Below are 21,686 nucleotides of genomic sequence, written 5' to 3' on the forward strand. Positions count from 1 at the left end.
GAACCCCTGTTTATAGAGTGAAAATCTATTGTCCTAACCGTTGAACGAACGGGGCGTTCATGGTGCCGCTTATCGGAGTCGAACCAATCACCTACTGATTACAAGTCAGTTGCTCTACCAGATGAGCTAAAGCGGCGTCCCTTTAGACATTTATAATTATACCCTATCATTTAAAAAAAGTCAACTTTTTTTATAAAAAAAAGAAGTAGAATATTTCTCTACTTCAATCCTTCTTATAATTTTTCTATTTTTTTAACTGTATTAATAGTTCTCTATACTGTTTAACCATTAATTTTGTCATCGATTTTTTTATTAATTGATACCATTTGAACTTAACCGCTTCCATTCCTTTTACAGCATCTGTAACCATTCTAGTTAAAAATTCTTGTTCCTCATAAGATAGTTTTAACTCCATTCTATCCTTTGTATCAGCAATAGTTTTAACATAATCTAAAAATTGATTTACATTTTGCATTCCACTATTTACAGCAAATTGCTTCTTTATTTCTTCTATAAATTTTGATAAAAACTTTTTAGTTCCTTTATCTAAATTTACAGAATATTTTCTTTTCCCTTTTCCAATTTTTTGAATCGAGTTCATCATTCCCATCATTGATGACATTGCATTCATTTGCATAGGGTTCATGTTGTTTGGATTTACTTTCTGTGCCTTCATTCTTTTCCTCCGATTTTATATTTTTCCAATAATTTTCTCTATTGCTTCTTTTTTAATTGCACCTTCTCTCAGTATAACTGGTGCTTCTTTTGTCAAATCTATAATTGTCGATTCCACTCCTACAGGAGTTTCTCCTCCATCTATTAAAATATCAGCCCTTTCCTTGAAACTTTCACTTAGCTCTCTAAAGCTACGCGGAGTTCTTTCTCCAGAAATATTAGCACTTGTTGTTGGAAGTACGCCACCTATTGACTCTATTATCTGCCGAGCTAACTCTAGATTAGGAACTCTCACTCCTACTGTATCTCCATTAGAAACCATCATTGCTGGCACATTCTCTCTTTTTTTCAATATTATAGTTAGGGCTCCTGGCCAATATTCATCAGTTAATCTCTCTACAATTTCTTTTTTATTTTCATCAATTATAGCTACTTTTTCTATATTCTCGCGTTTACTCAGAAGAGCTATTAGGGGTGATTTAAAATCTCTTTTTTTTGCTGTATAAATCTTTTTTATCCCATCTAAAGAATTTATACTAGCACCAACTCCATACACCGTATCTGTTGGATATATTATAATATCTCCCGATTCTAAAGATTTTTTTATAGTTGGAAAGTCTATACTGTCTTTTTTGAATACAATTCTTCTCATATCTAACCCTTTTCCTAATCTTTATTTATTATAAAATAATTTTAACATATTAAAAAAAAAAAAGCTAGTAGAATGCTAGCTTTTCTATCTCTATTTACTTTTCAAACAGTTCAGAAACTGATTCATTATTAACGATTCTTCTCATAGCTTCAGCTAAAATTCCATCAACTGAAACCACTTTAACTTTATCTATTCTTTTTTCTTCTGGTAAAGCGATTGAATCTGTCACTAAAATCTCTTTTAATGAAGATGCTTGTAATCTCTCCATTGCTGGTCCTGAGAAAACAGCGTGAGTACAACATGCGTAAGCTTCTACAGCTCCTCTTGCCATTATAGCATCCGCTCCATTTGTTATTGTTCCAGCTGTATCGATCATATCATCGATAAATATAGCTACTTTCCCTTCAACCTCTCCTATTAAGTTCATAACTTCTGACATATTTGGTTTAGGTCTTCTTTTATCAATTATAGCTATCTTACAATCTAACCATTCAGCTAACTTTCTAGCTCTTTTTACTCCACCAACATCTGGTGATACCACTACTACGTTTTCTCCATGTAACCCTTTAGCTATAAATGATTTTGCAAGTAAAGGTAGTGCTTGCATATGATCCATTGGAATATCAAAGAATCCTTGGATTTGATCCGCATGTAAATCCATAGTTACAATTCTTGTCGCACCTGCTGTTGTTAATAAATTGGCTACAAGTTTAGATGTAATCGGCTCTCTTGGTCTTGATTTTCTATCTTGTCTAGCATAACCATAGTAAGGAATAATTACATTTATTGAATTAGCTGATGCTCTTTTTAAAGCATCTATAAATATCAGAAGTTCCATTATGTTTTCATTTACGGGCTCAGATGTAGATTGAATTACAAAAACATCTCTTCCTCTCACCGTTTCATCAATACAAACATATACCTCTCCATCTTTAAATCTAACAATCTCCACATCTCCTAAAGAAGTTCCATACTTTTCAGATATTTTTTTCGCTAACTCTAGATTTGATGTTCCAGCAAAAATTTTAACCTCAGGTCTTTCCATTTTCTCTATTTCCTCCAATCAAATTTTATAACTTGTTTACTTCTAGATACAGCTAAAGCGTTTTCTGGTACGTCTTTAGTTATTACTGATCCAGCTCCTACTAACGAATTATCCCCAATATTTACAGGGGCAACTAACATCGTATCACTTCCGATAAAAGCGTTTTTTCCAATTGATGTTTTGAATTTATTTTTACCATCATAATTGCAAGTTATTGTCCCCGCACCTATATTAGTTTTTTCTCCTATTATTGCATCTCCTAAATAAGTTAAATGCCCTGCTTTAACTCCTTTTTCTAAAGTAGATTTTTTCACTTCCACAAAATTTCCTATGTGAACCTCTTCCTTTAAGTGAGATTTTGGTCTTAAATGAGCGAATGGACCTATTGTTACTTTTGATTCCACTATACTTTCTTCCAATATAGAACTCTCAATTCTCACGCTACTTCCAATCTTGCAATCTATAATTCTTGTATTCCCTAGTATTTCACAATTTTTTCCAATTGAAGTTTTTCCTTGAAGTAGTGCCCCAGGATAGATTACAGTATCCTCTCCTATTTCCACTTCTTCCTCTATATAAGTATTATTTTTATCTATTAATATTACACCTTTCTCCATATGAGAAGAATTTATCCTATCTCTCATTATGCAGTTAGCTTTTTCTAATTCAATTTTAGAATTAATTCCCAAAATCTCATCATTGTCCTCTAATAAAAAAGTTTCTACTACTTTTCCTGCTGCTACATCTATTCCTATAACATCTGTTAAGTAATATTCTCCTTTTTCATTGTCATTATCTATTTTATCTAGAGCTTTTAAAAGATTTTTAGCTTCAAAACAGTAAACTCCTGCGTTTACTTCTTTTATAGCTTTAATCTCTTTTGTAGCTTCTTTTTCCTCTACAATTCCTACAACTTTATTATTTTGTTTCACAATTCTTCCATAACCAAAAGGATTTTCATAAATTGATGTCAAAATTGTTGTTGTAGCATTTGAACTCTTATGAAATTTATATAAATTTTCTAAAGTTTCTTTTTTTAATAGTGGGGTATCTCCACATAAAATCATAACAGTTCCATCAAAACCATTCAGTTTTTCTTTAGCTTGAATCACAGCATGGCCTGTCCCTAATTGTTCCTCTTGTACTACATACTCCATATCTGTTAAAACTTTTAATATCTCTTCTTTCTTGTGTCCCAATATCAAAATATTTTCTTCTGATCCTATTCTGCTACAAATATCTGTTATCTTTTTTACCATTGGAACTCCACAAACTTTATGTAAAACTTTAGGTAAATCCGACTTCATTCTGGTCCCTTTTCCAGCAGCTAAAATTAATGTTTTTAAACTCATCATACCCTCCATCTATTTAACCTTTATATTGTACCATAAGATATAAGGTTTTTTCAAATACTTTTCCTTTGTTTATTGAAGTTTTTCATATGCTTCATTTATCTCTTTGAACTTTCTTTCATGCATAGCTCTAACTTCTTCATCCGCATTGGCATATCTATCTGGATGATGTTTTTTTGCTAAATCTCTATATGCTTTTTTTAATTCTTCTGGTGTCACTCCCTCTTGTACCCCTAAAATTTTATAGTATTTAGTTTTATCCTCAAAATTTCCAAAAGAATTATTTTGGTATCCACCTTGATAATTACCTCCGTATGACTGCCCACCTTGATTTCTAAACATATCTTCAAAATCTTTTTGTGTGTATGTTTTATAGTAAAAATTCCCTGTTTTTTTAGGATTATTTCTATTTCTAAAATATCCAATAACTAAAAATATAAGTATTATTGGAAAAAACTGTATTACTATAAACCCAAAGAATGAGATTAGTAACATAATAAAAAACAGTACTGGCAAAGCTGATATAGCTCTACTCATACCAAATAACATAGCTATTATTAAAAATATAGCTACTGTTAAAATCATTGCTATTGATATCATTTTTTCTCCTTATTATAACGCAGATATAAAATTAGGGAATAGACTTTCTATCCCCTATTTCCTATATCCTTAATTTTCTTTTTTAATTCATTGATTTTCACTTCTATATCCTTATCTCTAGGATCAATTTCATAAGCTGCAATATACTCCACTAAAGCTTTCTTATCTCTACCTAAAGATTCATATTCTTCAGCAAAATCTAAATGTGCTTTATAAATATCCAAATCCAAAAATATTGCAAAATCATAGCTATTTATCGCCTCTATAATTTTCCCTGCTCTTGAATATGCATTCCCAAGTAAGAAATAAATAAAAGCATCTCCTGGTTTTTTGTCCAAAAAAGCATTAAAACATGCTGTTGCTTGAGTATAATTCCCCAATTCATAATTTAGATACCCTAAAAATCCTAATGTTTCACTATCCTTTTTCCCTAAAACTCTCAACTTCTCGTAAATTTCTAAAGAGCCTTTACAATCTCTTTTATAAAAAAGTATCATTCCTAACCTATCTAAATTTTCAATATCATTAGGTTTTGATAAAAGAGTAAATCTTATCTCTTGTTCTAATTCTAAAAGTTGTTCTTTGTTTTTATTTGCCCTTTTTAGTATTTTTTTTCTTAGCATTTTAATCCCCCTTAGGTTTTTTAAAACTACTCTTTAGGGCATTATAGCATATTTTTTATTTTTATTTAAGATTTTTTGAAATAAAAAAAAGAGCCTAAGCTCTTTTTAATCTTATAATGCTGCTTTTGCAGTTTCTGCTAATTTAGCAAATTCAGCTGCATTGTTTAAAGCGATATCCGCTAATACTTTTCTATCTAACTCGATTCCAGCTCTCTTTAATCCGTTCATTAAAGTAGAGTAAGTTAATCCGTTAATTCTAGCTGCAGCATTGATTCTGATGATCCATAATTGTCTCATCTTTCTCTTTCTAACTTTTCTATCTCTTGTAGAGAAAGCTTCTGCTCTCATTACAGCTTGTTTAGCTTGCTTAAATGCGTCTCCAGATGCACCTCTAAATCCTTTAGCAGCTTTTAGAACTTTTTTATGTCTTCTTCTTCTAACTATTCCAGTTTTAACTCTCATTTACTTCTCCTCCTAAAATTGGTTCTTTACAATAATCTGAATCCAGAATTATTATCTTCCTACTCCGTATGGTAATAATCCTTTTAAGTGCTTCTCTAATGTTGAAGTGATAACAGTATCCTTCTTCAATCTGTTCTTTCTTTTTCTGCTCTTTTTTGTTAAGATATGGCTCTTTCCTGGCTTCTTAACAACGAACTTTCCTGTTCCAGTTACCTTGATTCTTTTTTTAGCACCTCTATGAGTTTTCATTTTTGGCATTGTAATGTTCCTCCTCTCAAATCTTCACTATTTTTTTGGTGATAAGATTAAATACTTTTGCTTATCATTATATTTTTTATCAACATCTGCGATTTCAGTGAATCTTTCAGATATCTGATCTAACATTCCTATTCCTTGATCAGCATACATTCTTTCTCTTCCGTACTGAACAAGAGTGATTTTAACTTTATTGTCCTTTTCTAAGAACTTTTGAACTTGAGCTATTTTTGTATCCATATCGTGCTGATCTATTCTAGCTCTAAACTTTACCTCTTTAACAATTACTTGTTTTTGGTTCTTTTTAGCTTCTTTTGCTTTTCTAGTTTGCTCATACTTAAACTTTCCATAGTCCATTATTTTACATACTGGTGGGGCTGCGTTTGGAGAAATTTCAACTAAATCTAACTCCTTTTGCATCGCTAATTCTAAAGCTTCTGTAGAAGACATGATACCTAATTGCTCCCCAGTTTCAGAGATAATTCTTAATTCTCTACCTCTTATTTTTTCATTAATTCTAATTTTGTCCGAAATAATAGACACCTCCTATCAACTATCAAATAAAAAAAACAGGATATAAAATTCCTGTTAACTCAAATAATTATTAAGGCTCGCCCTAAAAAAAATTTTGAAACCACTATAAAGGTCTTAGCCTCATAAGGTGAGAAACAGGAAGTTTCTTCTTTGCAAATCTTTTTAATTGTCTTTATCAATTATAACATAATTTTACAAAAAGTCAACCGATTTTTTATTGATTTTATTGGGCCCTTAAATAAATAAGAGCCCCTTTTTTATTACTCTCCGCTTGAAGATACTCCGTATCTTTCAAGAAGCTCTTTGTCCTCATTTTTCGCATTTTCAAATTCAACTTTTTTTACTGAAAGTTTAATTCTCTTCTTTTCAGAATCAATTTCTATAATTTCAGCTGAAACTAGCTCTCCCACTTTGAATTTATCTTTTAAAGACTTTATAAAATCTTTAGAAGCCATCTGAGTTGGAATAAACCCATCTACTCCCTCTTCTAATTTTACAAACATTCCAAAGTCTTGTATATTTTTAATCTCTTTTTCAACTCTATCTCCAACAGAATAGTTTTCTAAAGCTAAATCCCAAGGGCTTTTAGTTAGATTTTTAATACTACCCTTTATTTTTTGCTCATCTATATTTAACTCTGTAATTTTGAACTCTACTGAATCTCCTTTAGAAAACTTTTTGTTTCCTGACCAAGCAAAATCAGAATTATGGATAAATCCATCTACTCCCTCTTCTATTTGTACAAAAACTCCAAAAGGTTTAACCTCTACAACAGTTCCTGAAACAATAGTCCCTACTGAGTATTTTCCTGCTGCTTCTGCCCAAGGATTTGAGCTTAGTTGTTTTATTCCTAACTTTAACTTTCTCTCTCCTTTGTTTAATTCAGTTATTATAACTTTAACTTCATCTCCAACTTTTACAAAGTTATTTACATTAACTTTTTTATTAATCCAAGAAAAATCTGAACTATGGATTAACCCTTCAACACCTGGAATCACTTCAACAAAAGCTCCATAATTTACTACTCTTGTTACCTTTCCAGTAACTTCTGTTCCCACTGAGTACTCTTCTTCTAAAATTTCCCAAGGATTTTTAGTTAGTGCTTTTATTGATAGTTTAAGATTTCTTTTTTCCATATCAATCTCGATTATTTTAGCTTCGATAACATCTCCAGCTTTATATAATTTCCCTAAATCTGTTGTTTTTTTCCAATCAATTTCTGAAATATGAATGAAACCTCTCAACCCGTTAAGTTTAACTGTTAAACCAAAATCTAATACCTCTGCTATCGTTACTTTTACAACTTCACCTAAAGTTAATTTTTCCATTGATTCTAAATCTTTAGCTGCTACGATCTCTCTTCTAGAAAGAAGTATCTTTTTACCTCTTCTATCCTCTTTTACCTCTTTAACTACTACCTGAATCTCTTTTCCTACAAATTCATCTCCGCTTTCAAACGGAATTTCTGATAATGAATTAGGTAAGAATCCTTGTTGATGGAAAGCCTCTACAACATATCCACCCTTTACTCTTCTTAAAACTTTTCCAATTACAATCTCTTTGTTTTCTAAAGCAGCCGTTAATTTTTCTGCTCCAATTTCCATATCAACTCTTTTTTTAGATCCAATTAAAATTAAAGTATCCTCTTCTTCAACTTTTGCAACTATTAAAACTTCAACTTCATCTCCAACATTATATCCTGTTAGCTCTTCCGTTCTCACTCTTACACCTGCAGGTTGTCCTAGTACTTCTAAATATGTAAAGTTTCTATCCATATTTACTATTGTTCCAGTTACTTTAGTTTTTATTTCTTCTTCCTCTTTTACTGGCATATACTCATTTAGCAATGCTTCAAATTCTTCGTAGTGATCAAAGTTAGACATTAAAGTTCCCCCTTATTTTATTTTCTATTTTTTTTATTATCTCTTCTGGAGTCGATGCTCCCGCTGTAATTCCTATACTCATTTTTTCATTAAAAATAGATAGATTTAGCTCATTTTCATTTTGAATTAAGTAACTATTCGGATTACAAGCTAAAGCAACCTCTAGCAATTTTTTACTATTGGAGCTATTCAAGTCTCCAATTACAATCATAACATCTGTGCATTTTGCAAGTTTTTTTGTTGCATCTTGCCTTTCACTAGTCGCTCCACATATCCTATCAAATATCTGAGCATTTGGATAGTGTTTTTGTAAATATTCTTTTATCTCTAAAAACTTCTCTTTATTCAGAGTTGTTTGTGTTAGCACTGAATATTTTTTACTCACATTTAAAGGACTTCCTTTTAATTCTTCCAAATTTTTAAAAACATTTACATTTTTTCCGAAAGAGATAACACCTTTGACCTCCGGATGATTTTTATCTCCGATAAAAATTATCTCATCTCCAACCTCTTCTCTCTTTATTAAAATTTCCTTAATTCTATCAACAAAAACACATGTGGCATCATGAATTTTCACTTCTTTTTCTTTCAATCTTTTTATTACCTCACATGTCGTTCCATGAGCTCTAATCACAACTATATCATCTTTTTTCAAATTGTCTCTGCCATCTAAAATCTCATCTTCATTGACCACTTCAAAACCTATTTTTTCCATGTCTTTTACCACATCTTTGTTGTGTACAACCATTCCCAGTATATATTTTTTTCCGTTAGTTTTTTTTGAAATATCATAGCAAGTTTCAACAGCTTTTTCAACACCAAAGCAAAAACCCATTTTTTCTGCTCTTATTATCTCCACTCTTCTACTCCTCGTTAAATTTTTTAACTTCAATTAAATCTATTAAGTCTGCAATCATATCTTCCTCGTCATCTCCATCACATTCCAGAGTTAAAACTCGTCCCTGTTCTGCAGCTAAAAGCATTAATCCCATTATACTTTTCCCATTTATAATTTCATCCTCAAATAACACATTGATATCAGAATCATATTTACTTGCAACTTGAACAAATAATGATGATGGTCTAGCGTGTAATCCCGCTTTATTTTTTATTGTCACTTCTACTTTCTTCATTCTCTATTTCTCCCTTCAATTTTTTCTAAATAATTATTTAATATTTTTTTCACTTCATTAGAATCTATTGCTAACAGAATCTTTTCTTTTATTATTTTAAGTTCATAAATTTTTATTTTTCTAATCAAATTTCTAACTTTAGATATATAGGCTGGAGCCATACTTAGATCTCTTATTCCAAAACTCAATAAAGCTATGACAGCTTGATCCTCTCCAGCCATCTCTCCACATACAGAAACTTTTTTCCTTTTAGAAATTCCTGCTTTTGCTACCATCTCTATAGCTCTTATAACTGCAGGGTCATAGCAATCATATAATTTTTCAGCAATTGGACTATATCTATCTGTTGCTAGAATATACTGAGTCAGGTCATTTGTACCAATAGAAAAAAAATCTACATAGTCTATAAAGACATCTGCTAGCATCACATTGGACGGAACTTCTACCATCATACCTATCTCAATATCTTTTTTAAACTCTTTATTCTCTTTTTCAAGTTCTCTTTTGCACTCTTCAACAAATTCTGACGCTTCTTTAATCTCTTTCAAATTCGTAATCATCGGGTACATCATTTTAATATCATGATTTTTAGCTGCCCTAAGTATTCCTTTTATTTGATTTTTAAAAAGATTTTTATCAGCAAGTGTTAACCGCATACCCCTACAACCTAGAGATGGATTTTCCTCATCAACCATCTTATAGTAAGATAATTTTTTATCTGCTCCAATATCTAGGGTTCTTATCACTATAGGTTTTCCCGCTCCAAACTCTTGCGCTATATTGTCATAGATTTTTCTTTGTTTCTCTTCATCTGGAAACTCTTTAGCATCCATATATATCAATTCAGTTCTTAAAAGACCTATCCCATCAGGATTTTTTTTATTGACTTCAGTTATATCTAAACGCCCACCTATGTTCAAGTGTAGATTGATTTTTTCTCCATCTAAAGTTACCGTCTCTTTAAATATTGATTCTTCAATCTCTTTTATTTTATTTCTATACCTATTTTTTTCTTCCTCATATCTATTTAAAGTTTTTATATCAGGATTGCTTACAACTTTCCCTTCAATAGAGGTCGTATCTAAAATTATTTGATCTCCCCAATCTAAGGAAAACAAATCGTTTCCACCCATCAATGTTGGAATCTCTAACGCCTTTGTTAAAATAGCAGTATGCGAAGTTTCCCCCATATATTCCATTATTATTCCACTCAATTGAATTCCACTGTAATACATCTTTAAAAGTTCTGATGGCAAGAGTTCTCTTATTACAAGTATTTTCCCATTTAAATTATTATCAATATCCTCTTCATGAGTTAAATTCATTATTATTCTTTCACTAATATCTTTTATATCTAAAGCTCTTTGTTTATAAATTGGATCTGCTATTTTTTCAAACATCTCTATATATTTATTCGAAACTTTTTTTACAACTGATTCGGCATTGTTTTCTTCTCTTTTTATTCCTTTTTTTATATCTGTTATAAACTGTGGATCGTCTAACATCATTATATGAACTGTCAAAATTTGTAAATCTTCTTTATTTATTTTCCCTTGAAGATCCATTTTAATTTGTTTTATATCCATTTTTGCTTTTTGTAAAGCTTCTAAAAATCGTTTAATCTCTTCCTCAATTCTATCCGAAGAAATTTTATAATTTTCTATATCGATTCTATTTTTTTTTTCTATATAGGGTTGACCTATAACTATACCTGGAAATATACTTCTACCAATAATAGTACCCATATTACTCACCCCTTAAAATATCTTTAACCTTAAAAATTATAACCTATTTCAATTGTTTTTTAAACTTTTTTTTTCTATATTTTTATTTTTTTTCAAAAAAACTATTGACTTTTTTTTCGTTTTATATTATATTAATTTCAAGATTAGCACTCTTCTACTTCGAGTGCTAATAAAAAAGTTTAAAAGGGTGGTTTTATGATTGTTAGCGATAGAGAAAAACTCGTTCTTAGTGCTATTATAGACTTTTATCTGCTATCAGGCGAAACTATAGGTTCTAGAGCATTGGTGAAAAAATACAATATTGATCTATCTTCAGCTACAATCAGAAACGTTATGTCCGATTTAGAGGACATGGGTTTCATATCAAAGACTCACACCTCTTCCGGAAGAATCCCGACAGATAGAGGTTATAAATTCTATCTAGATGAACTTTTAAAAATAGAAGCACTCTCAAGAGAAGAAAAAGCTAGAATTGATTTAGTTTATGAAAGCAAAATGAGAGAATTAGATTCTGTTTTAAAAAGAACCTCTATGTTGCTGTCTAAACTTACAAATTATATCGGGATTGTTATTGAACCAGCACACAAAAAAGATAAAATTAGAAAGGTCGAACTTATACATATTGATGACTACATGGCTATGGCTGTTGTTGTTATGGAGAATAAGAATGTCCGAACTAAAAAGATTTTTTTTGATGAAAAATGCTGTGAAGAGGATCTAGTTAAACTATCTAAAAAAATTAATAATGAAATTAAAAATAACTTTATAGAATCTCATGAAATTGATAATATTATTGACTTTGTTTATAATGAAGTAGAAGGAAAACTTTTCTTAGAGAATTCTTCAGAAATTTTTAAAAATAAGCAAGTCAATGAAATTACAGAGGTTCTTGATATCTTTTCTAAAAGAGAAAAAATTAAAGAACTTTTCGAAGAGGCTATTAAATCAAGGCCTTTTAAAGAAGGAGATGTCAATGTCATCTTCGGAGAAGAACTTGCGGTAAAAGGGTTAGAAGATTATAGCTTTGTTTATTCTGTTTATAATTTAGATAATTCCCCAGGAGTTATTGGTGTCATGGGCCCTAAGCGTATGTCATATTCTAAAACTATGGGAGTTATTCAACATATAACCAGTGAAGTAAATAAGGTTATAAAGCAAATCGGTAATGAAGGAGAGAATGATGACTGAAAAAGAGATTAAAGATGAAATAATAGAAGAAGTTACTGAAAATTCAGAAACTACTGAAAATGTAAAAGATCAAATTTCTTGTGATGAAGAGATTGGAAAATTAAAAATAGAGGTTGAAGACTGGAAAAACTCTTATCTTAGAAAACAGGCTGAGTTCCAAAACTTTACTAAAAGAAAAGAAAAAGAGTTTGAAGATTTAAAAGCTTTTGCTTCTGAAAAAGTTATTATAAAAGTTTTAGATATTATAGATAACTTGGAAAGAGCTATTTCAGCTTCTTCTGAAACAAAAGATTTTGATTCTCTTGTAAAAGGAGTTGAGCTTACACTTTCTCAAATGAAAGGTACTATCACTAGCGAAGGTGTTGAACCAATAGTTACTGAAAATACCACTTTTGATCCTCATTTACATATGGCTGTCGCTGTCGAGGACTCTCCTGAGCATGGAAATGATGAAATTATGTCTGAGTTCCAAAAAGGTTATAAAATGAAGGGTAAGGTTATCAGACCAGCAATGGTTAAAGTTTGTAAAAAATAAAATAAATTTAAAAATTCAGAATATATTAGGAGGTTTTTTAAATGGCAAAAATTATAGGAATTGACTTAGGAACTACAAATTCATGTGTTGCAATAATGGAAGGGGGATCTACTACTGTTATCCCTAACTCTGAGGGAGCTAGAACTACACCTTCAGTTGTAAGTATTAAAGAAAACGGAGAGATTATCGTTGGAGAAATTGCTAAAAGACAAGCAATTACTAACCCTGACTCTACAATTTTATCAATCAAAACTTATATGGGTACAGACCATAAAGTGAAAATTCATGGAAAAGAGTACACTCCACAAGAAATTTCAGCTATGACTTTAAAAAAGTTAAAAGCGGATGCTGAAGCTTATTTAGGTGAGAAGGTTACAGAGGCTGTTATAACTGTTCCAGCTTACTTTACAGATGCTCAAAGACAAGCAACTAAAGATGCTGGTGTAATTGCTGGTTTAGAAGTTAAAAGAATTATAAACGAACCTACTGCTGCTGCTCTTGCTTACGGTTTAGAGAAAGTTGGAAAAGAAGAAAAAGTTTTAGTATTTGACCTTGGTGGTGGAACATTTGACGTTTCTGTTCTTGAGATTGCCGACGGTGTTATTGAAGTTATTTCAACTTCAGGAAATAATCATCTTGGTGGAGACAACTTTGATGATGTTGTTATCAAATACCTAACTGAAGAGTTTAAAAAAGAAACTGGAATAGATTTAGGAAATGACAAAATGGCTTACCAAAGACTTAAAGATGCTGCTGAAAAAGCTAAAAAAGAGTTATCAACACTTATGGAAGCTCATATATCTTTACCTTTTATAACAATGGATGCTACAGGACCTAAACATTTAGATATTAAATTAACTAGAGCTAAATTTAACGATTTAACTAGAGAACTTGTTGAAGCTACTCAGCTTCCAGCTAAGGATGCTTTAAAAGCTGCTGGATTAAACCCTTCAGATATCGATGAGATACTATTAGTTGGAGGATCTACAAGAATACCTGCGGTTCAAGAGTGGGTTGAATCTTACTTCGGTAAAAAACCTAACAGAGGAATCAATCCTGATGAGGTTGTTGCTGAAGGAGCTGCAATTCAAGGTGGAGTATTAATGGGAGACGTTAAAGATGTGTTACTTCTTGATGTTACTCCATTATCACTAGGAATTGAAACTTTAGGTGGAGTATTCACTAAAATTATAGAAAGAAATACTACTATTCCTGTTAAAAAATCTCAAGTATTTTCAACTGCTGTAGATAATCAGCCAGCTGTTACAATCAATGTTCTTCAAGGAGAAAGAGCTAAAGCTGCTGACAACCATAAATTAGGAGAATTCAATCTTGAAGGTATTCCAGCTGCACCAAGAGGAATTCCTCAAATCGAAGTTACTTTTGATATCGATGCAAATGGAATTGTTCATGTGTCTGCTAAAGATTTAGGAACAGGAAAAGAAAGTACTGTTACTATATCTGGTTCAACTAATCTTTCTACTGATGAAATTGAAAGAATGAAAAAAGATGCTGAAGCTAATGAAGCTGAAGATAAAAAATTCAAAGAGTTAGTTGAAACAAGAAATAAAGCGGATATGTTAATCTCTTCTACTGAAAAATCTGTAAAAGATTATGCTGATAAAGTGACAGAGGATGAAAAAAAGTCAATTGAAGATGCTATCGAAGAACTTAAAAAAGTGAAGGATGGGGACGACAAAGACGCGATTGAAGCAGCTATTGAAAAATTATCTCAAGTTGCTCATAAATTAGCTGAAGAGATCTATAAAGATGCTCAAGCTAAACAAAATGGTGGGACTAATCCAGAAAATCCTCAAAATGAGGATGTTGCTGAAGCTGAGATAGTTGACTAATAATTGTAATTAATATATACTTTGTTAAGGGATAGAGATTGCTCTATCCCTTATTTTAAGAAATGGAGGATTTTTGGAAATGGCAAAAAGAGATTTTTATGAAGTTTTAGGAATCACTAAAGGTGCTTCTGATACAGAGATAAAAAAAGCATATAGAAAGGCTGCTATGAAATATCATCCTGATAAATTTAGTGGAGCTAGTGAATCTGAAAAAAAGGAATCTGAAGACAAATTTAAAGAGATAAATGAAGCTTATCAAGTACTTTCTGATGAGAACAAAAAAGCTCAATACGACAGATTTGGTCATGCTGCCTTTGAAAATGGCGGTGGCGGAAGTTCTGGTGGTTTTGGTGGATTCGGCGGTGGCGGAGGTTTTGAAGATTTAGGTGATATCTTTGGTTCATTCTTCGGCGGTGGCGGAGGTTTTGGTGGTTTTGGCGGTTCGCAAAGAAGAGGTCCTGAACCAGGTGAAGATCTGAGATATAATCTTGAATTAACTCTTGAAGAAGCTGCTAAAGGAGTTGAAAAAACTTTAAAATATAAAAGAACTGGTACATGTTCAGCTTGTCATGGTAGTGGTTCTGAAAAAGATTCTAAAATGCATAAGTGTTCTAAATGCAATGGTAGTGGAACTATCAATGTAACTCAAAGAACTGTTTTTGGAAATTTCCAGACTACACAAGAATGTGATGCTTGTCATGGAAAAGGTGAAGTTCCTGAACATAAATGTAAAAAATGTCGTGGTACTGGTATGGATACAGAGGTTGTTGAAAAATCTGTTAATATTCCTGCCGGAATTGATGATGGACAAAAGCTTAGACTTTCTGGAATGGGAAATGCAAGCACTGAAGGTGGACCTAATGGAGATTTATATGTTTATATAAGTGTAAAAAAACATCCTTTCTTTGAAAGAAATGGTGTTGATATTATCTGTGAAATTCCTATTACTTTTTCTAAAGCTGCCCTTGGAGGAGAGATTGATATCCCTACTCTGAATGGTAAAAAAACTATAAAAATTCCAGCTGGAACACAAAATGATAAACTATTTAGAATGAAAGGTGAAGGAATTAAAAATCCTAGAAGTCCTTATACTGGAGACCAAATAGTTAGAATCAAAATTGAGGTTCCTGTAAACTTAAATAGTGAGCAACAAGAACTTTTAATGAAATTTGATGAAAGTTTAAAAGATAAAAATCATAAAGATAATAAAAAGTTTTTCGATAAATTAAAAAACTTCTTCTCGTAAAAATATTGAAAAGACAATAACCTTGTGGTATACTTGTCTTAGAAAAATGTGTAAGGGGGCTATTAAGATGAATGAATTATTTTCTAAATATGGTGGAATGGTTCTTACGTTTGCAATTTGGGCGGCAGTATTCTATTTCCTACTAATTTTACCAAACAAAAAGAAACAAAAAAAACATCAAGAAATGTTAGACTCATTAAAAGAAGGTGCTGAAGTTATAACATCTGGAGGTATCAAAGGTACAATATCTGGAATCGGTCCTGAATTTTTAACTGTGAGAATCGATAAGGGTGTTAATATCCAGGTTCTTAAAAATTCTATTTCAAGAGTTTTAAAATAAAAATATCTACAAGGATGGAAATAGATAATCTTTTCCATCCTATTTTATTTATTACGATTACGGAGACTAAACTATGAAAAAATTATTACTTTTTTTTGTTTCTTTTATTTTATCTATGACAGTATTTGCAAACAATACTTCATCTATAAAAAAAATTAGAATGAATAATAATCCTTCACAACTTATTTTTGATATCAATAGTAAAATCAAACCCAAATTTAATCAAAGTTATGATGAATACAACAGATTACTTTTTTTAGAGATTGAAAAAACTAATCTGGGGCCAAAATTTAATGGCTCTAATTTCATTGGAAAAAATATTGAAAAATTTGATATGATTGATTACGGTTCTAATATCGGATTTTTTATAAAGCTAAAGCCCAATATAACCCACAAAGTTTATACTTTAAGTAACCCATATAGAGTCGTTATCGATTTTAAAGTTTCTAGTTCTAATAAAAAAGAGTTCACTATAGCTATTGATGCTGGACACGGTGGAAAAGATCCAGGAGCTATTGGTTTCAAAAAATATAGAGAAAAAGATATTACTCTCGCTGTCTCCAAAAAATTGAAATCTAAACTTTCTAAAGATTTTAATGTTATAATGATAAGAGAAACAGATACTTTCATAACCCTTTCCAATAGAAGTAAAATAGCTAACAAAGCTAAAGCTGATCTGTTTGTAAGCCTACATATAAACTCTGCTCAAAACTCTGCTGCTCAAGGAATGGAAATATTTTATTTTTCTAAAAAATCCTCCCCATATGCAGAAAAAATTGCAGCCTATGAAAATAGTTTTGGAGAAAAATATGGAGAAAAAACTACCAGTATTGCTCAAATAATGGGAGAGCTTTCATATAATAAAAATATGGAGAAATCAATAACAATAGCCAAACCTTTAAACACCTCTCTTGCAAGACGTCTTGGAATGAAGGATCGTGGAATTTACGGGGCGAATTTTGCTGTTTTAAGAGGTTTTAATGGACCTGGAATTCTTGTTGAACTTGGTTTTATCAGTAATAAAATAGATGTCAAAAAAATGACTAGAGAAGCTAACCAAAATATTATGGCCGAAGAATTAGGTAATAAGATAAAAGGTTTCTTCTATTAGGAGGAGATATGTCAAAAAAATTAAAAAGTCTTTTATTTATCCTTATTTTAGCAACGGTTGTAACTGGTATATACTCAAATAGACTCAACCACTTGAGCCAAAACACTACACACATAACAACCCCTAAAACAAATGAAATTAAAACAAATGATTATAGTGTAACTTTATTTTTTCCAAACTCAAAACAAAATAAATTAAATACTGAGGATATCATTCTTTCTGAAAACCTTAATACAAAAGAGCAAATTTTAAAAGAAATAACTACAAAACTAATTACTAAATTAGAGAACATCAACATTTTAAAAAAAGAAGCCTTCAAATATGAGGTATATATTAAAAATAGGACTCTTTACTTAGATTTGGATTCTAAAATTTTATTATCTGCTAACAATCCACAAGAAGAATTATTAATAATCTACTCTTTTGTCAATACTCTTCTTAGTTTAGGCGGAAATGATGCTGTTGTTCTTTTAATAAATGGTGTTCCTACAGATAAAGTTAATTATATAAATATTAGTAAAAATTATAAACTAAATAGCAATATATAGTATTTTTATAGGGAGTTTCTATTATAAGAAACTCCCTTTTAAAAATTGGAGGTTGATTATAATGAAGATTGATTATCTTAAAAATGAAGTGAAAAAGGTTTTGTCTGCTAAAAGATATGAACATTCAATCCGAGTTTTAGAAACTGCTCTGAACTTAGCTAATATTTATGGAGCTGATCCACTAAAAGTTGGAATAGCTGCTATTTTACATGACTATGCTAAAGAGATGAATAATCTGCAGATTAGAGATATCTGTGAACATTTTTTTAAAGACGAAACAAAAGATTATATGAGTGTTAGTGAAATCCTCCATAGTTTTGTTGGAGTTTATTATGCCAAAGAAAAATTTAAAATTGAAGATCCCGATATTTTAAACGCTATAAAATACCATACTACTGGTAGAAAAGATATGTCTCTAATAGAAAAAATTGTTTACATCTCTGATGCAATTGAACCTAAAAGAGAATATCCTCATGTAGAAAAAATAAGAGAATTAGCTTTGGTTAATTTAGATGATGCTATATTTTTTGAAGCCAATAGAAAGATCGAATACCTTATTAAAAGCGATTCAATCATCCATCTAAATAGCGTCGATATGCGCAACCATTTACTTATGACCACAGCTAAATAGGAGGTTATATGAAAATCGATAAACAATTAGAACAATTAAAAAAGATTTTAAAAGGAAGCAAGTCACTTACACTTGATGAAATCACAAAATCTATGGGGTGGTCTCCAAAATTTAAAAAAGAAAATAGAACTCTTCTTGAAGAGTGGTTAGAGTCTGGTGAACTTTTGAAAAACAAAAGAAACAAGTACAATCTACCTGAAAATTTAGGATTTATAAAAGGTAAATTTTCAAATATAAAAAATAAATTTGCTTTTGTAGATACTGATACAGAGGGATATTTTATTCCTAGAAGCAAGTTTGGTACAGCACTAGATGGGGATACTGTTCTTATAACAGTTGATAATCCTGAAGGAAAAGGTAAAAAAGAAGGAGAAGTTGTTAAAGTTTTAGTTAGAGAAAAGAATACTGTAATCGGTGTTTTTGAAAAAAAAGAAAACTTTGGTTTTGTTAGACCTACACAATCTTTTGGAAGAGACATATATATTCCAAAAAATTTCTTTAATCGAGCAAAAGATGGAGAGCTTGTTGTTGTTGAAATGATTTCTTGGGGAAGTGATGAAAAAAAACCAGAAGGTAAAATTAAAGAAACTATAGGTGCTCCTTTTGATACCGATAACATGATAAAGGCTCTTATTTTAAGAGAGGGTATGTCTGAAGATTTTCCAGATGACGTTCTTGCTGAAGCCCGTAGAATTCCTGTAGTTATATCTTCCGAAGAGATTCAAAAAAGAAAAGATTTAAGATCTCTCCCTATCATAACTATTGATGGAGATGATGCAAAAGATCTTGATGACGCTGTTTATGTTGAAAAATTAGATAATGGTTTTTATAAACTTATCGTTGCTATTGCTGATGTTTCTCACTACATCCCAACTGGTTCTCTTCTTGATAAAGAAGCTGAAAAAAGAGGGAACTCCGTTTATATGGTTGATAGAGTTCTGCCTATGTTTCCAAAAGAGATTTCTAATGGAATCTGTTCATTAAATCCAAATGAAGATAAACTTACTTTCTCTGTTGAGCTTCTTATAGATCAACATGGAAGAGTTATGGATATACAGACATATAAATCAGTGATAAAAACAGTTCATAGAATGACTTATAATAATGTTAATAAAATTATTGCTCAAGATCAAGAAACAACTGAAAAGTATAAAGATATTGTAGGGATGATTTTTACTATGCTAGAGCTTTCTAAAATAATTAGAGAGATTAAATATAATCGTGGGAGTATTGATTTTGATCTTCCTGAAGTAAAGGTTATTTTAGATGAAAATAAAAAAGTTAAATATCTTAAAAATATTGAAAGAGGTGAATCTGAAAGAATTATTGAAGACTTTATGATTATGGCAAACGAAGCAGTTGCTGAAAAGCTTTTCTGGTTAGAGATTCCATCTGTATATAGAGTTCATGAAAATCCTGATCCTGAGAGAATCAAAACTTTAAGCGATACTCTATCTAAATTTGGATATAGAATTCACTCATTCGAAGATATTCATCCCAAGAAATTCCAAGCTATAATTGAAGACTCAGAAGCTAAAGGGATCAGTATGATTGTCCATAAAATGATTTTGATGTCTCTTAAACAAGCAAGATACGGTGTAGAAAATTTAGGTCACTTTGGACTTTCATCTAGCTACTATACTCATTTTACATCTCCAATAAGAAGATATGCCGACCTATTGATACATAGAATTTTAGATATTGCTAGTAAAGGATATCCTACAAAAAAACAATATGGAACACTTATTAATTATCTTCCAGAAGTTACGGCTCATATCTCCCAAACAGAGAGAAAGGCTATGAAAATAGAGGATGAAAGTATTAAGATTAAGGTTGTTGAATACATGCTTGATAAAATTGGAGATGAATTTAAAGCAACAGTTGTTGGTTTTAATAATAAAAAAATATTCTTCGAAACAGAAGAACATGTTGAATGCTTCTGGGATGTTACAACTGCACAAAATTTCTATGAGTTTGATGATAGTGAATATGTTATGAAAGATATGGATACTGGTAGAGAATTCCACCTAGGAGACAAAATGGATATTCTAATTGCCAGAGCAGATTTGCAAATGTTAGAGATAGAAGCTGTCCCTACAGAGTTTCACCGTGAGTATACTGGAGGAAGAAAAGAAAGGAGATATTAAAAATGATATTAGCAAATAATAAAAAAGCCTTTTTTGATTATTTTATAGAGGACAGATTTGAAGCTGGTATAGAACTTGTTGGAAGTGAGGTTAAATCTTTAAAAGCTGGAAAAACAAGTATCAAAGAAGCCTTTATAAGAATTATTAACAATGAAATTTTTATAATGGGAATGTCAGTTGTTCCTTGGTCTTTTGGAAGTGTTTATAATCCTGATGAGAGACGAGTTAGAAAGCTTTTGCTACATAAAAAAGAGATTCAAAAACTTCATGAAAAGGTAACTCAAAAAGGATATACAATTGTACCTTTAAATATCCACCTTTCCAAAGGATATGTTAAGGTCGAAATCGCTCTTGCTCGTGGTAAGAAAAACTATGATAAACGTGAATCTTTAGCTAAAAAAGATCAACAAAGAACTATTGATAGAGCAGTTAAAGAAAATTATTAAAATCCAAAAACACCTGTAAAACATTCATGTTTTACAGGTGTTTTTATTAAAATTTATATATTGCCGCCAATCCAAATGCATCTACTTTTTTATTATATGTTATTTTTGTATTTACATTTGTTCCTGACTTGTAGTCTACAAGTGAATATGTTGCCATTAGATCTAATTGCTCATCATATTTATACTTAACTCCCATAGAGTACATATTAGCATCTAAAGCATAATCTGTATCTGTGTAAGTGTTTTCATTGGCTCCTGTATTAGTGTATTGATAACCTGTCATAAGAGTCCATTTAGGATTTAATTTATAATCTAAACCTACTGCCACTTCATATCCGTTGTCATGATTATCATAATTTCCAATATCATCACCAGCTTCTTTTATAAAATAGTAATTTCCAGATGCCAAAAGTGTCAATTTTTCTGTAGCTTGATATGAAACTCCTAAAGCTGCCATAGCAGGAAGGTTTCTTTCCCCACTTCCTTCTTTCATCCATTGCTTTATAGCTGGATTTGCTAATATTTTATTATAAAATTCATTTCCTAAAAGAACATTTCCTGTAGAATTTACAAACCCAGATTTCAATTTAGATTCATTGTTATCAAAATCTAATTTTGTTTCTGTTTCATATCTCATACCTAAATTAAATCTATCATTTGGATGATAGTTAAGACCTAATAT

Annotated in this window: 24 protein-coding genes and 1 tRNA gene; 10 read left to right on the plus strand and 15 right to left on the minus strand. The window is 30.8% G+C overall.

The window, feature by feature from the left end:
* Positions 1-60: 60 nt before the first annotated feature.
* From Q0V67_RS09405 to ptsP, 14 genes are all read right to left on the minus strand, one after another.
* Positions 61-136: transfer RNA gene (locus Q0V67_RS09405), tRNA-Thr, on the minus strand.
* A gap of 108 nt (positions 137-244) precedes the next feature.
* Positions 245-676 (minus strand): hypothetical protein, encoded by a 432-nt coding sequence (locus Q0V67_RS09410; protein WP_297599002.1) that lies wholly within the window; start codon positions 674-676, stop codon positions 245-247.
* A 15-nt stretch (positions 677-691) separates the two neighbouring features.
* On the minus strand, positions 692-1,327 hold the full coding sequence (locus Q0V67_RS09415) for an L-threonylcarbamoyladenylate synthase (RefSeq protein ID WP_297599003.1): 636 nt from the start codon (positions 1,325-1,327) through the stop codon (positions 692-694).
* A 94-nt stretch (positions 1,328-1,421) separates the two neighbouring features.
* Positions 1,422-2,372, minus strand: a complete 951-nt coding sequence (locus tag Q0V67_RS09420) for a ribose-phosphate diphosphokinase (protein ID WP_297599005.1) — start codon at positions 2,370-2,372, stop codon at positions 1,422-1,424.
* A 5-nt stretch (positions 2,373-2,377) separates the two neighbouring features.
* Positions 2,378-3,724 carry a bifunctional UDP-N-acetylglucosamine diphosphorylase/glucosamine-1-phosphate N-acetyltransferase GlmU gene (glmU, locus tag Q0V67_RS09425; protein ID WP_297599007.1) on the minus strand — a complete coding sequence of 449 codons (1,347 nt, stop codon included), beginning with the start codon at positions 3,722-3,724 and terminating at the stop codon, positions 2,378-2,380.
* 72 nt (positions 3,725-3,796) lie between these two features.
* Positions 3,797-4,324: a DnaJ domain-containing protein gene (locus Q0V67_RS09430; RefSeq protein ID WP_297599009.1), complete on the minus strand. Its 528-nt coding sequence runs from the start codon at positions 4,322-4,324 to the stop codon at positions 3,797-3,799.
* 47 nt (positions 4,325-4,371) lie between these two features.
* Positions 4,372-4,947 (minus strand): tetratricopeptide repeat protein, encoded by a 576-nt coding sequence (locus Q0V67_RS09435; protein WP_297599010.1) that lies wholly within the window; start codon positions 4,945-4,947, stop codon positions 4,372-4,374.
* 111 nt (positions 4,948-5,058) lie between these two features.
* Positions 5,059-5,409: a 50S ribosomal protein L20 gene (gene rplT, locus Q0V67_RS09440; protein WP_185875607.1), complete on the minus strand. Its 351-nt coding sequence runs from the start codon at positions 5,407-5,409 to the stop codon at positions 5,059-5,061.
* A 51-nt stretch (positions 5,410-5,460) separates the two neighbouring features.
* A complete protein-coding gene (rpmI, locus tag Q0V67_RS09445; RefSeq protein ID WP_297599014.1) occupies positions 5,461-5,667 on the minus strand; it encodes a 50S ribosomal protein L35 in 207 nt (68 codons plus the stop codon).
* A 27-nt stretch (positions 5,668-5,694) separates the two neighbouring features.
* Complete coding sequence (gene infC, locus Q0V67_RS09450; RefSeq protein WP_297599016.1) at positions 5,695-6,207, minus strand: translation initiation factor IF-3; 513 nt, start codon at positions 6,205-6,207, stop codon at positions 5,695-5,697.
* Between the two features lie 251 nt (positions 6,208-6,458).
* On the minus strand, positions 6,459-8,081 hold the full coding sequence (locus tag Q0V67_RS09455; RefSeq protein ID WP_297599018.1) for a S1 RNA-binding domain-containing protein: 1,623 nt from the start codon (positions 8,079-8,081) through the stop codon (positions 6,459-6,461).
* Positions 8,074-8,940: a 4-hydroxy-3-methylbut-2-enyl diphosphate reductase gene (gene ispH / locus Q0V67_RS09460; RefSeq protein ID WP_297599020.1), complete on the minus strand. Its 867-nt coding sequence runs from the start codon at positions 8,938-8,940 to the stop codon at positions 8,074-8,076. Before ispH ends, Q0V67_RS09455 begins: the two co-directional genes overlap by 8 nt.
* A 4-nt stretch (positions 8,941-8,944) precedes the next feature.
* Positions 8,945-9,214: an HPr family phosphocarrier protein gene (locus Q0V67_RS09465; RefSeq protein ID WP_297599022.1), complete on the minus strand. Its 270-nt coding sequence runs from the start codon at positions 9,212-9,214 to the stop codon at positions 8,945-8,947.
* Positions 9,211-10,959 carry a phosphoenolpyruvate--protein phosphotransferase gene (ptsP, locus tag Q0V67_RS09470; protein ID WP_297599024.1) on the minus strand — a complete coding sequence of 583 codons (1,749 nt, stop codon included), beginning with the start codon at positions 10,957-10,959 and terminating at the stop codon, positions 9,211-9,213. The genes Q0V67_RS09465 and ptsP overlap by 4 nt, the downstream gene beginning before the upstream one ends.
* 195 nt (positions 10,960-11,154) lie before the next feature.
* Here ptsP and hrcA point away from each other — a divergent pair, with 195 nt between their 5' ends.
* The 10 genes from hrcA to smpB all read left to right on the plus strand — a co-directional run bounded on the left by hrcA (position 11,155) and on the right by smpB (position 21,004).
* Positions 11,155-12,147, plus strand: coding sequence for a heat-inducible transcriptional repressor HrcA (hrcA, locus tag Q0V67_RS09475; protein ID WP_297599026.1), 993 nt, complete (start codon positions 11,155-11,157; stop codon positions 12,145-12,147).
* Entirely contained in the window at positions 12,140-12,682 is a 543-nt protein-coding gene (gene grpE / locus Q0V67_RS09480; RefSeq protein WP_297599028.1) for a nucleotide exchange factor GrpE, read from the plus strand. Before hrcA ends, grpE begins: the two co-directional genes overlap by 8 nt.
* Before the next feature lie 41 nt (positions 12,683-12,723).
* Positions 12,724-14,535 (plus strand): molecular chaperone DnaK, encoded by a 1,812-nt coding sequence (gene dnaK / locus Q0V67_RS09485; RefSeq protein ID WP_297599030.1) that lies wholly within the window; start codon positions 12,724-12,726, stop codon positions 14,533-14,535.
* Positions 14,536-14,614: 79 nt separating this feature from the next.
* Complete coding sequence (gene dnaJ / locus Q0V67_RS09490; RefSeq protein WP_297599031.1) at positions 14,615-15,781, plus strand: molecular chaperone DnaJ; 1,167 nt, start codon at positions 14,615-14,617, stop codon at positions 15,779-15,781.
* A 67-nt stretch (positions 15,782-15,848) separates the two neighbouring features.
* Positions 15,849-16,121 (plus strand): preprotein translocase subunit YajC, encoded by a 273-nt coding sequence (gene yajC, locus Q0V67_RS09495; RefSeq protein WP_297599033.1) that lies wholly within the window; start codon positions 15,849-15,851, stop codon positions 16,119-16,121.
* Positions 16,122-16,194: 73 nt separating this feature from the next.
* Positions 16,195-17,232, plus strand: a complete 1,038-nt coding sequence (locus Q0V67_RS09500) for an N-acetylmuramoyl-L-alanine amidase (protein WP_297599035.1) — start codon at positions 16,195-16,197, stop codon at positions 17,230-17,232.
* A gap of 8 nt (positions 17,233-17,240) precedes the next feature.
* Positions 17,241-17,780 carry a GerMN domain-containing protein gene (locus Q0V67_RS09505; RefSeq protein WP_297599037.1) on the plus strand — a complete coding sequence of 180 codons (540 nt, stop codon included), beginning with the start codon at positions 17,241-17,243 and terminating at the stop codon, positions 17,778-17,780.
* Between the two features lie 61 nt (positions 17,781-17,841).
* Positions 17,842-18,411, plus strand: a complete 570-nt coding sequence (yqeK, locus tag Q0V67_RS09510; RefSeq protein ID WP_297599039.1) for a bis(5'-nucleosyl)-tetraphosphatase (symmetrical) YqeK — start codon at positions 17,842-17,844, stop codon at positions 18,409-18,411.
* Between the two features lie 8 nt (positions 18,412-18,419).
* Positions 18,420-20,558 (plus strand): ribonuclease R, encoded by a 2,139-nt coding sequence (gene rnr / locus Q0V67_RS09515; protein ID WP_297599041.1) that lies wholly within the window; start codon positions 18,420-18,422, stop codon positions 20,556-20,558.
* A 2-nt stretch (positions 20,559-20,560) separates the two neighbouring features.
* Positions 20,561-21,004: an SsrA-binding protein SmpB gene (gene smpB, locus Q0V67_RS09520; protein WP_185875594.1), complete on the plus strand. Its 444-nt coding sequence runs from the start codon at positions 20,561-20,563 to the stop codon at positions 21,002-21,004.
* A 46-nt stretch (positions 21,005-21,050) separates the two neighbouring features.
* On the opposite strand, the gene Q0V67_RS09525 is transcribed toward smpB, so the two are convergent.
* Positions 21,051-21,686 (minus strand): outer membrane protein transport protein (locus tag Q0V67_RS09525; RefSeq protein ID WP_297599044.1); only part of this gene is annotated, 636 nt, incomplete at its 5' end.

This window comes from uncultured Cetobacterium sp. (assembly GCF_947072685.1).
Taxonomy (GTDB): Bacteria; Fusobacteriota; Fusobacteriia; order Fusobacteriales; family Fusobacteriaceae; genus Cetobacterium_A.

Bases quoted from the DNA above. Each gene is read 5' to 3' on its own strand.
- Q0V67_RS09410 (WP_297599002.1), bottom strand. From the start codon at position 676: ATGAAGGCACAGAAAGTAAATCCAAACAACATGAACCCTATGCAAATG.
- Q0V67_RS09415 (WP_297599003.1), bottom strand. From the start codon at position 1,327: ATGAGAAGAATTGTATTCAAAAAAGACAGTATAGACTTTCCAACTATA.
- Q0V67_RS09420 (WP_297599005.1), bottom strand. From the start codon at position 2,372: ATGGAAAGACCTGAGGTTAAAATTTTTGCTGGAACATCAAATCTAGAG.
- glmU (WP_297599007.1), bottom strand. From the start codon at position 3,724: ATGAGTTTAAAAACATTAATTTTAGCTGCTGGAAAAGGGACCAGAATG.
- Q0V67_RS09430 (WP_297599009.1), bottom strand. From the start codon at position 4,324: ATGATATCAATAGCAATGATTTTAACAGTAGCTATATTTTTAATAATA.
- Q0V67_RS09435 (WP_297599010.1), bottom strand. From the start codon at position 4,947: ATGCTAAGAAAAAAAATACTAAAAAGGGCAAATAAAAACAAAGAACAA.
- rplT (WP_185875607.1), bottom strand. From the start codon at position 5,409: ATGAGAGTTAAAACTGGAATAGTTAGAAGAAGAAGACATAAAAAAGTT.
- rpmI (WP_297599014.1), bottom strand. From the start codon at position 5,667: ATGCCAAAAATGAAAACTCATAGAGGTGCTAAAAAAAGAATCAAGGTA.
- Q0V67_RS09455 (WP_297599018.1), bottom strand. From the start codon at position 8,081: ATGTCTAACTTTGATCACTACGAAGAATTTGAAGCATTGCTAAATGAG.
- Q0V67_RS09465 (WP_297599022.1), bottom strand. From the start codon at position 9,214: ATGAAGAAAGTAGAAGTGACAATAAAAAATAAAGCGGGATTACACGCT.
- ptsP (WP_297599024.1), bottom strand. From the start codon at position 10,959: ATGGGTACTATTATTGGTAGAAGTATATTTCCAGGTATAGTTATAGGT.
- hrcA (WP_297599026.1), top strand. From the start codon at position 11,155: ATGATTGTTAGCGATAGAGAAAAACTCGTTCTTAGTGCTATTATAGAC.
- grpE (WP_297599028.1), top strand. From the start codon at position 12,140: ATGACTGAAAAAGAGATTAAAGATGAAATAATAGAAGAAGTTACTGAA.
- dnaK (WP_297599030.1), top strand. From the start codon at position 12,724: ATGGCAAAAATTATAGGAATTGACTTAGGAACTACAAATTCATGTGTT.
- dnaJ (WP_297599031.1), top strand. From the start codon at position 14,615: ATGGCAAAAAGAGATTTTTATGAAGTTTTAGGAATCACTAAAGGTGCT.
- yajC (WP_297599033.1), top strand. From the start codon at position 15,849: ATGAATGAATTATTTTCTAAATATGGTGGAATGGTTCTTACGTTTGCA.
- Q0V67_RS09500 (WP_297599035.1), top strand. From the start codon at position 16,195: ATGAAAAAATTATTACTTTTTTTTGTTTCTTTTATTTTATCTATGACA.
- Q0V67_RS09505 (WP_297599037.1), top strand. From the start codon at position 17,241: ATGTCAAAAAAATTAAAAAGTCTTTTATTTATCCTTATTTTAGCAACG.
- yqeK (WP_297599039.1), top strand. From the start codon at position 17,842: ATGAAGATTGATTATCTTAAAAATGAAGTGAAAAAGGTTTTGTCTGCT.
- rnr (WP_297599041.1), top strand. From the start codon at position 18,420: ATGAAAATCGATAAACAATTAGAACAATTAAAAAAGATTTTAAAAGGA.
- smpB (WP_185875594.1), top strand. From the start codon at position 20,561: ATGATATTAGCAAATAATAAAAAAGCCTTTTTTGATTATTTTATAGAG.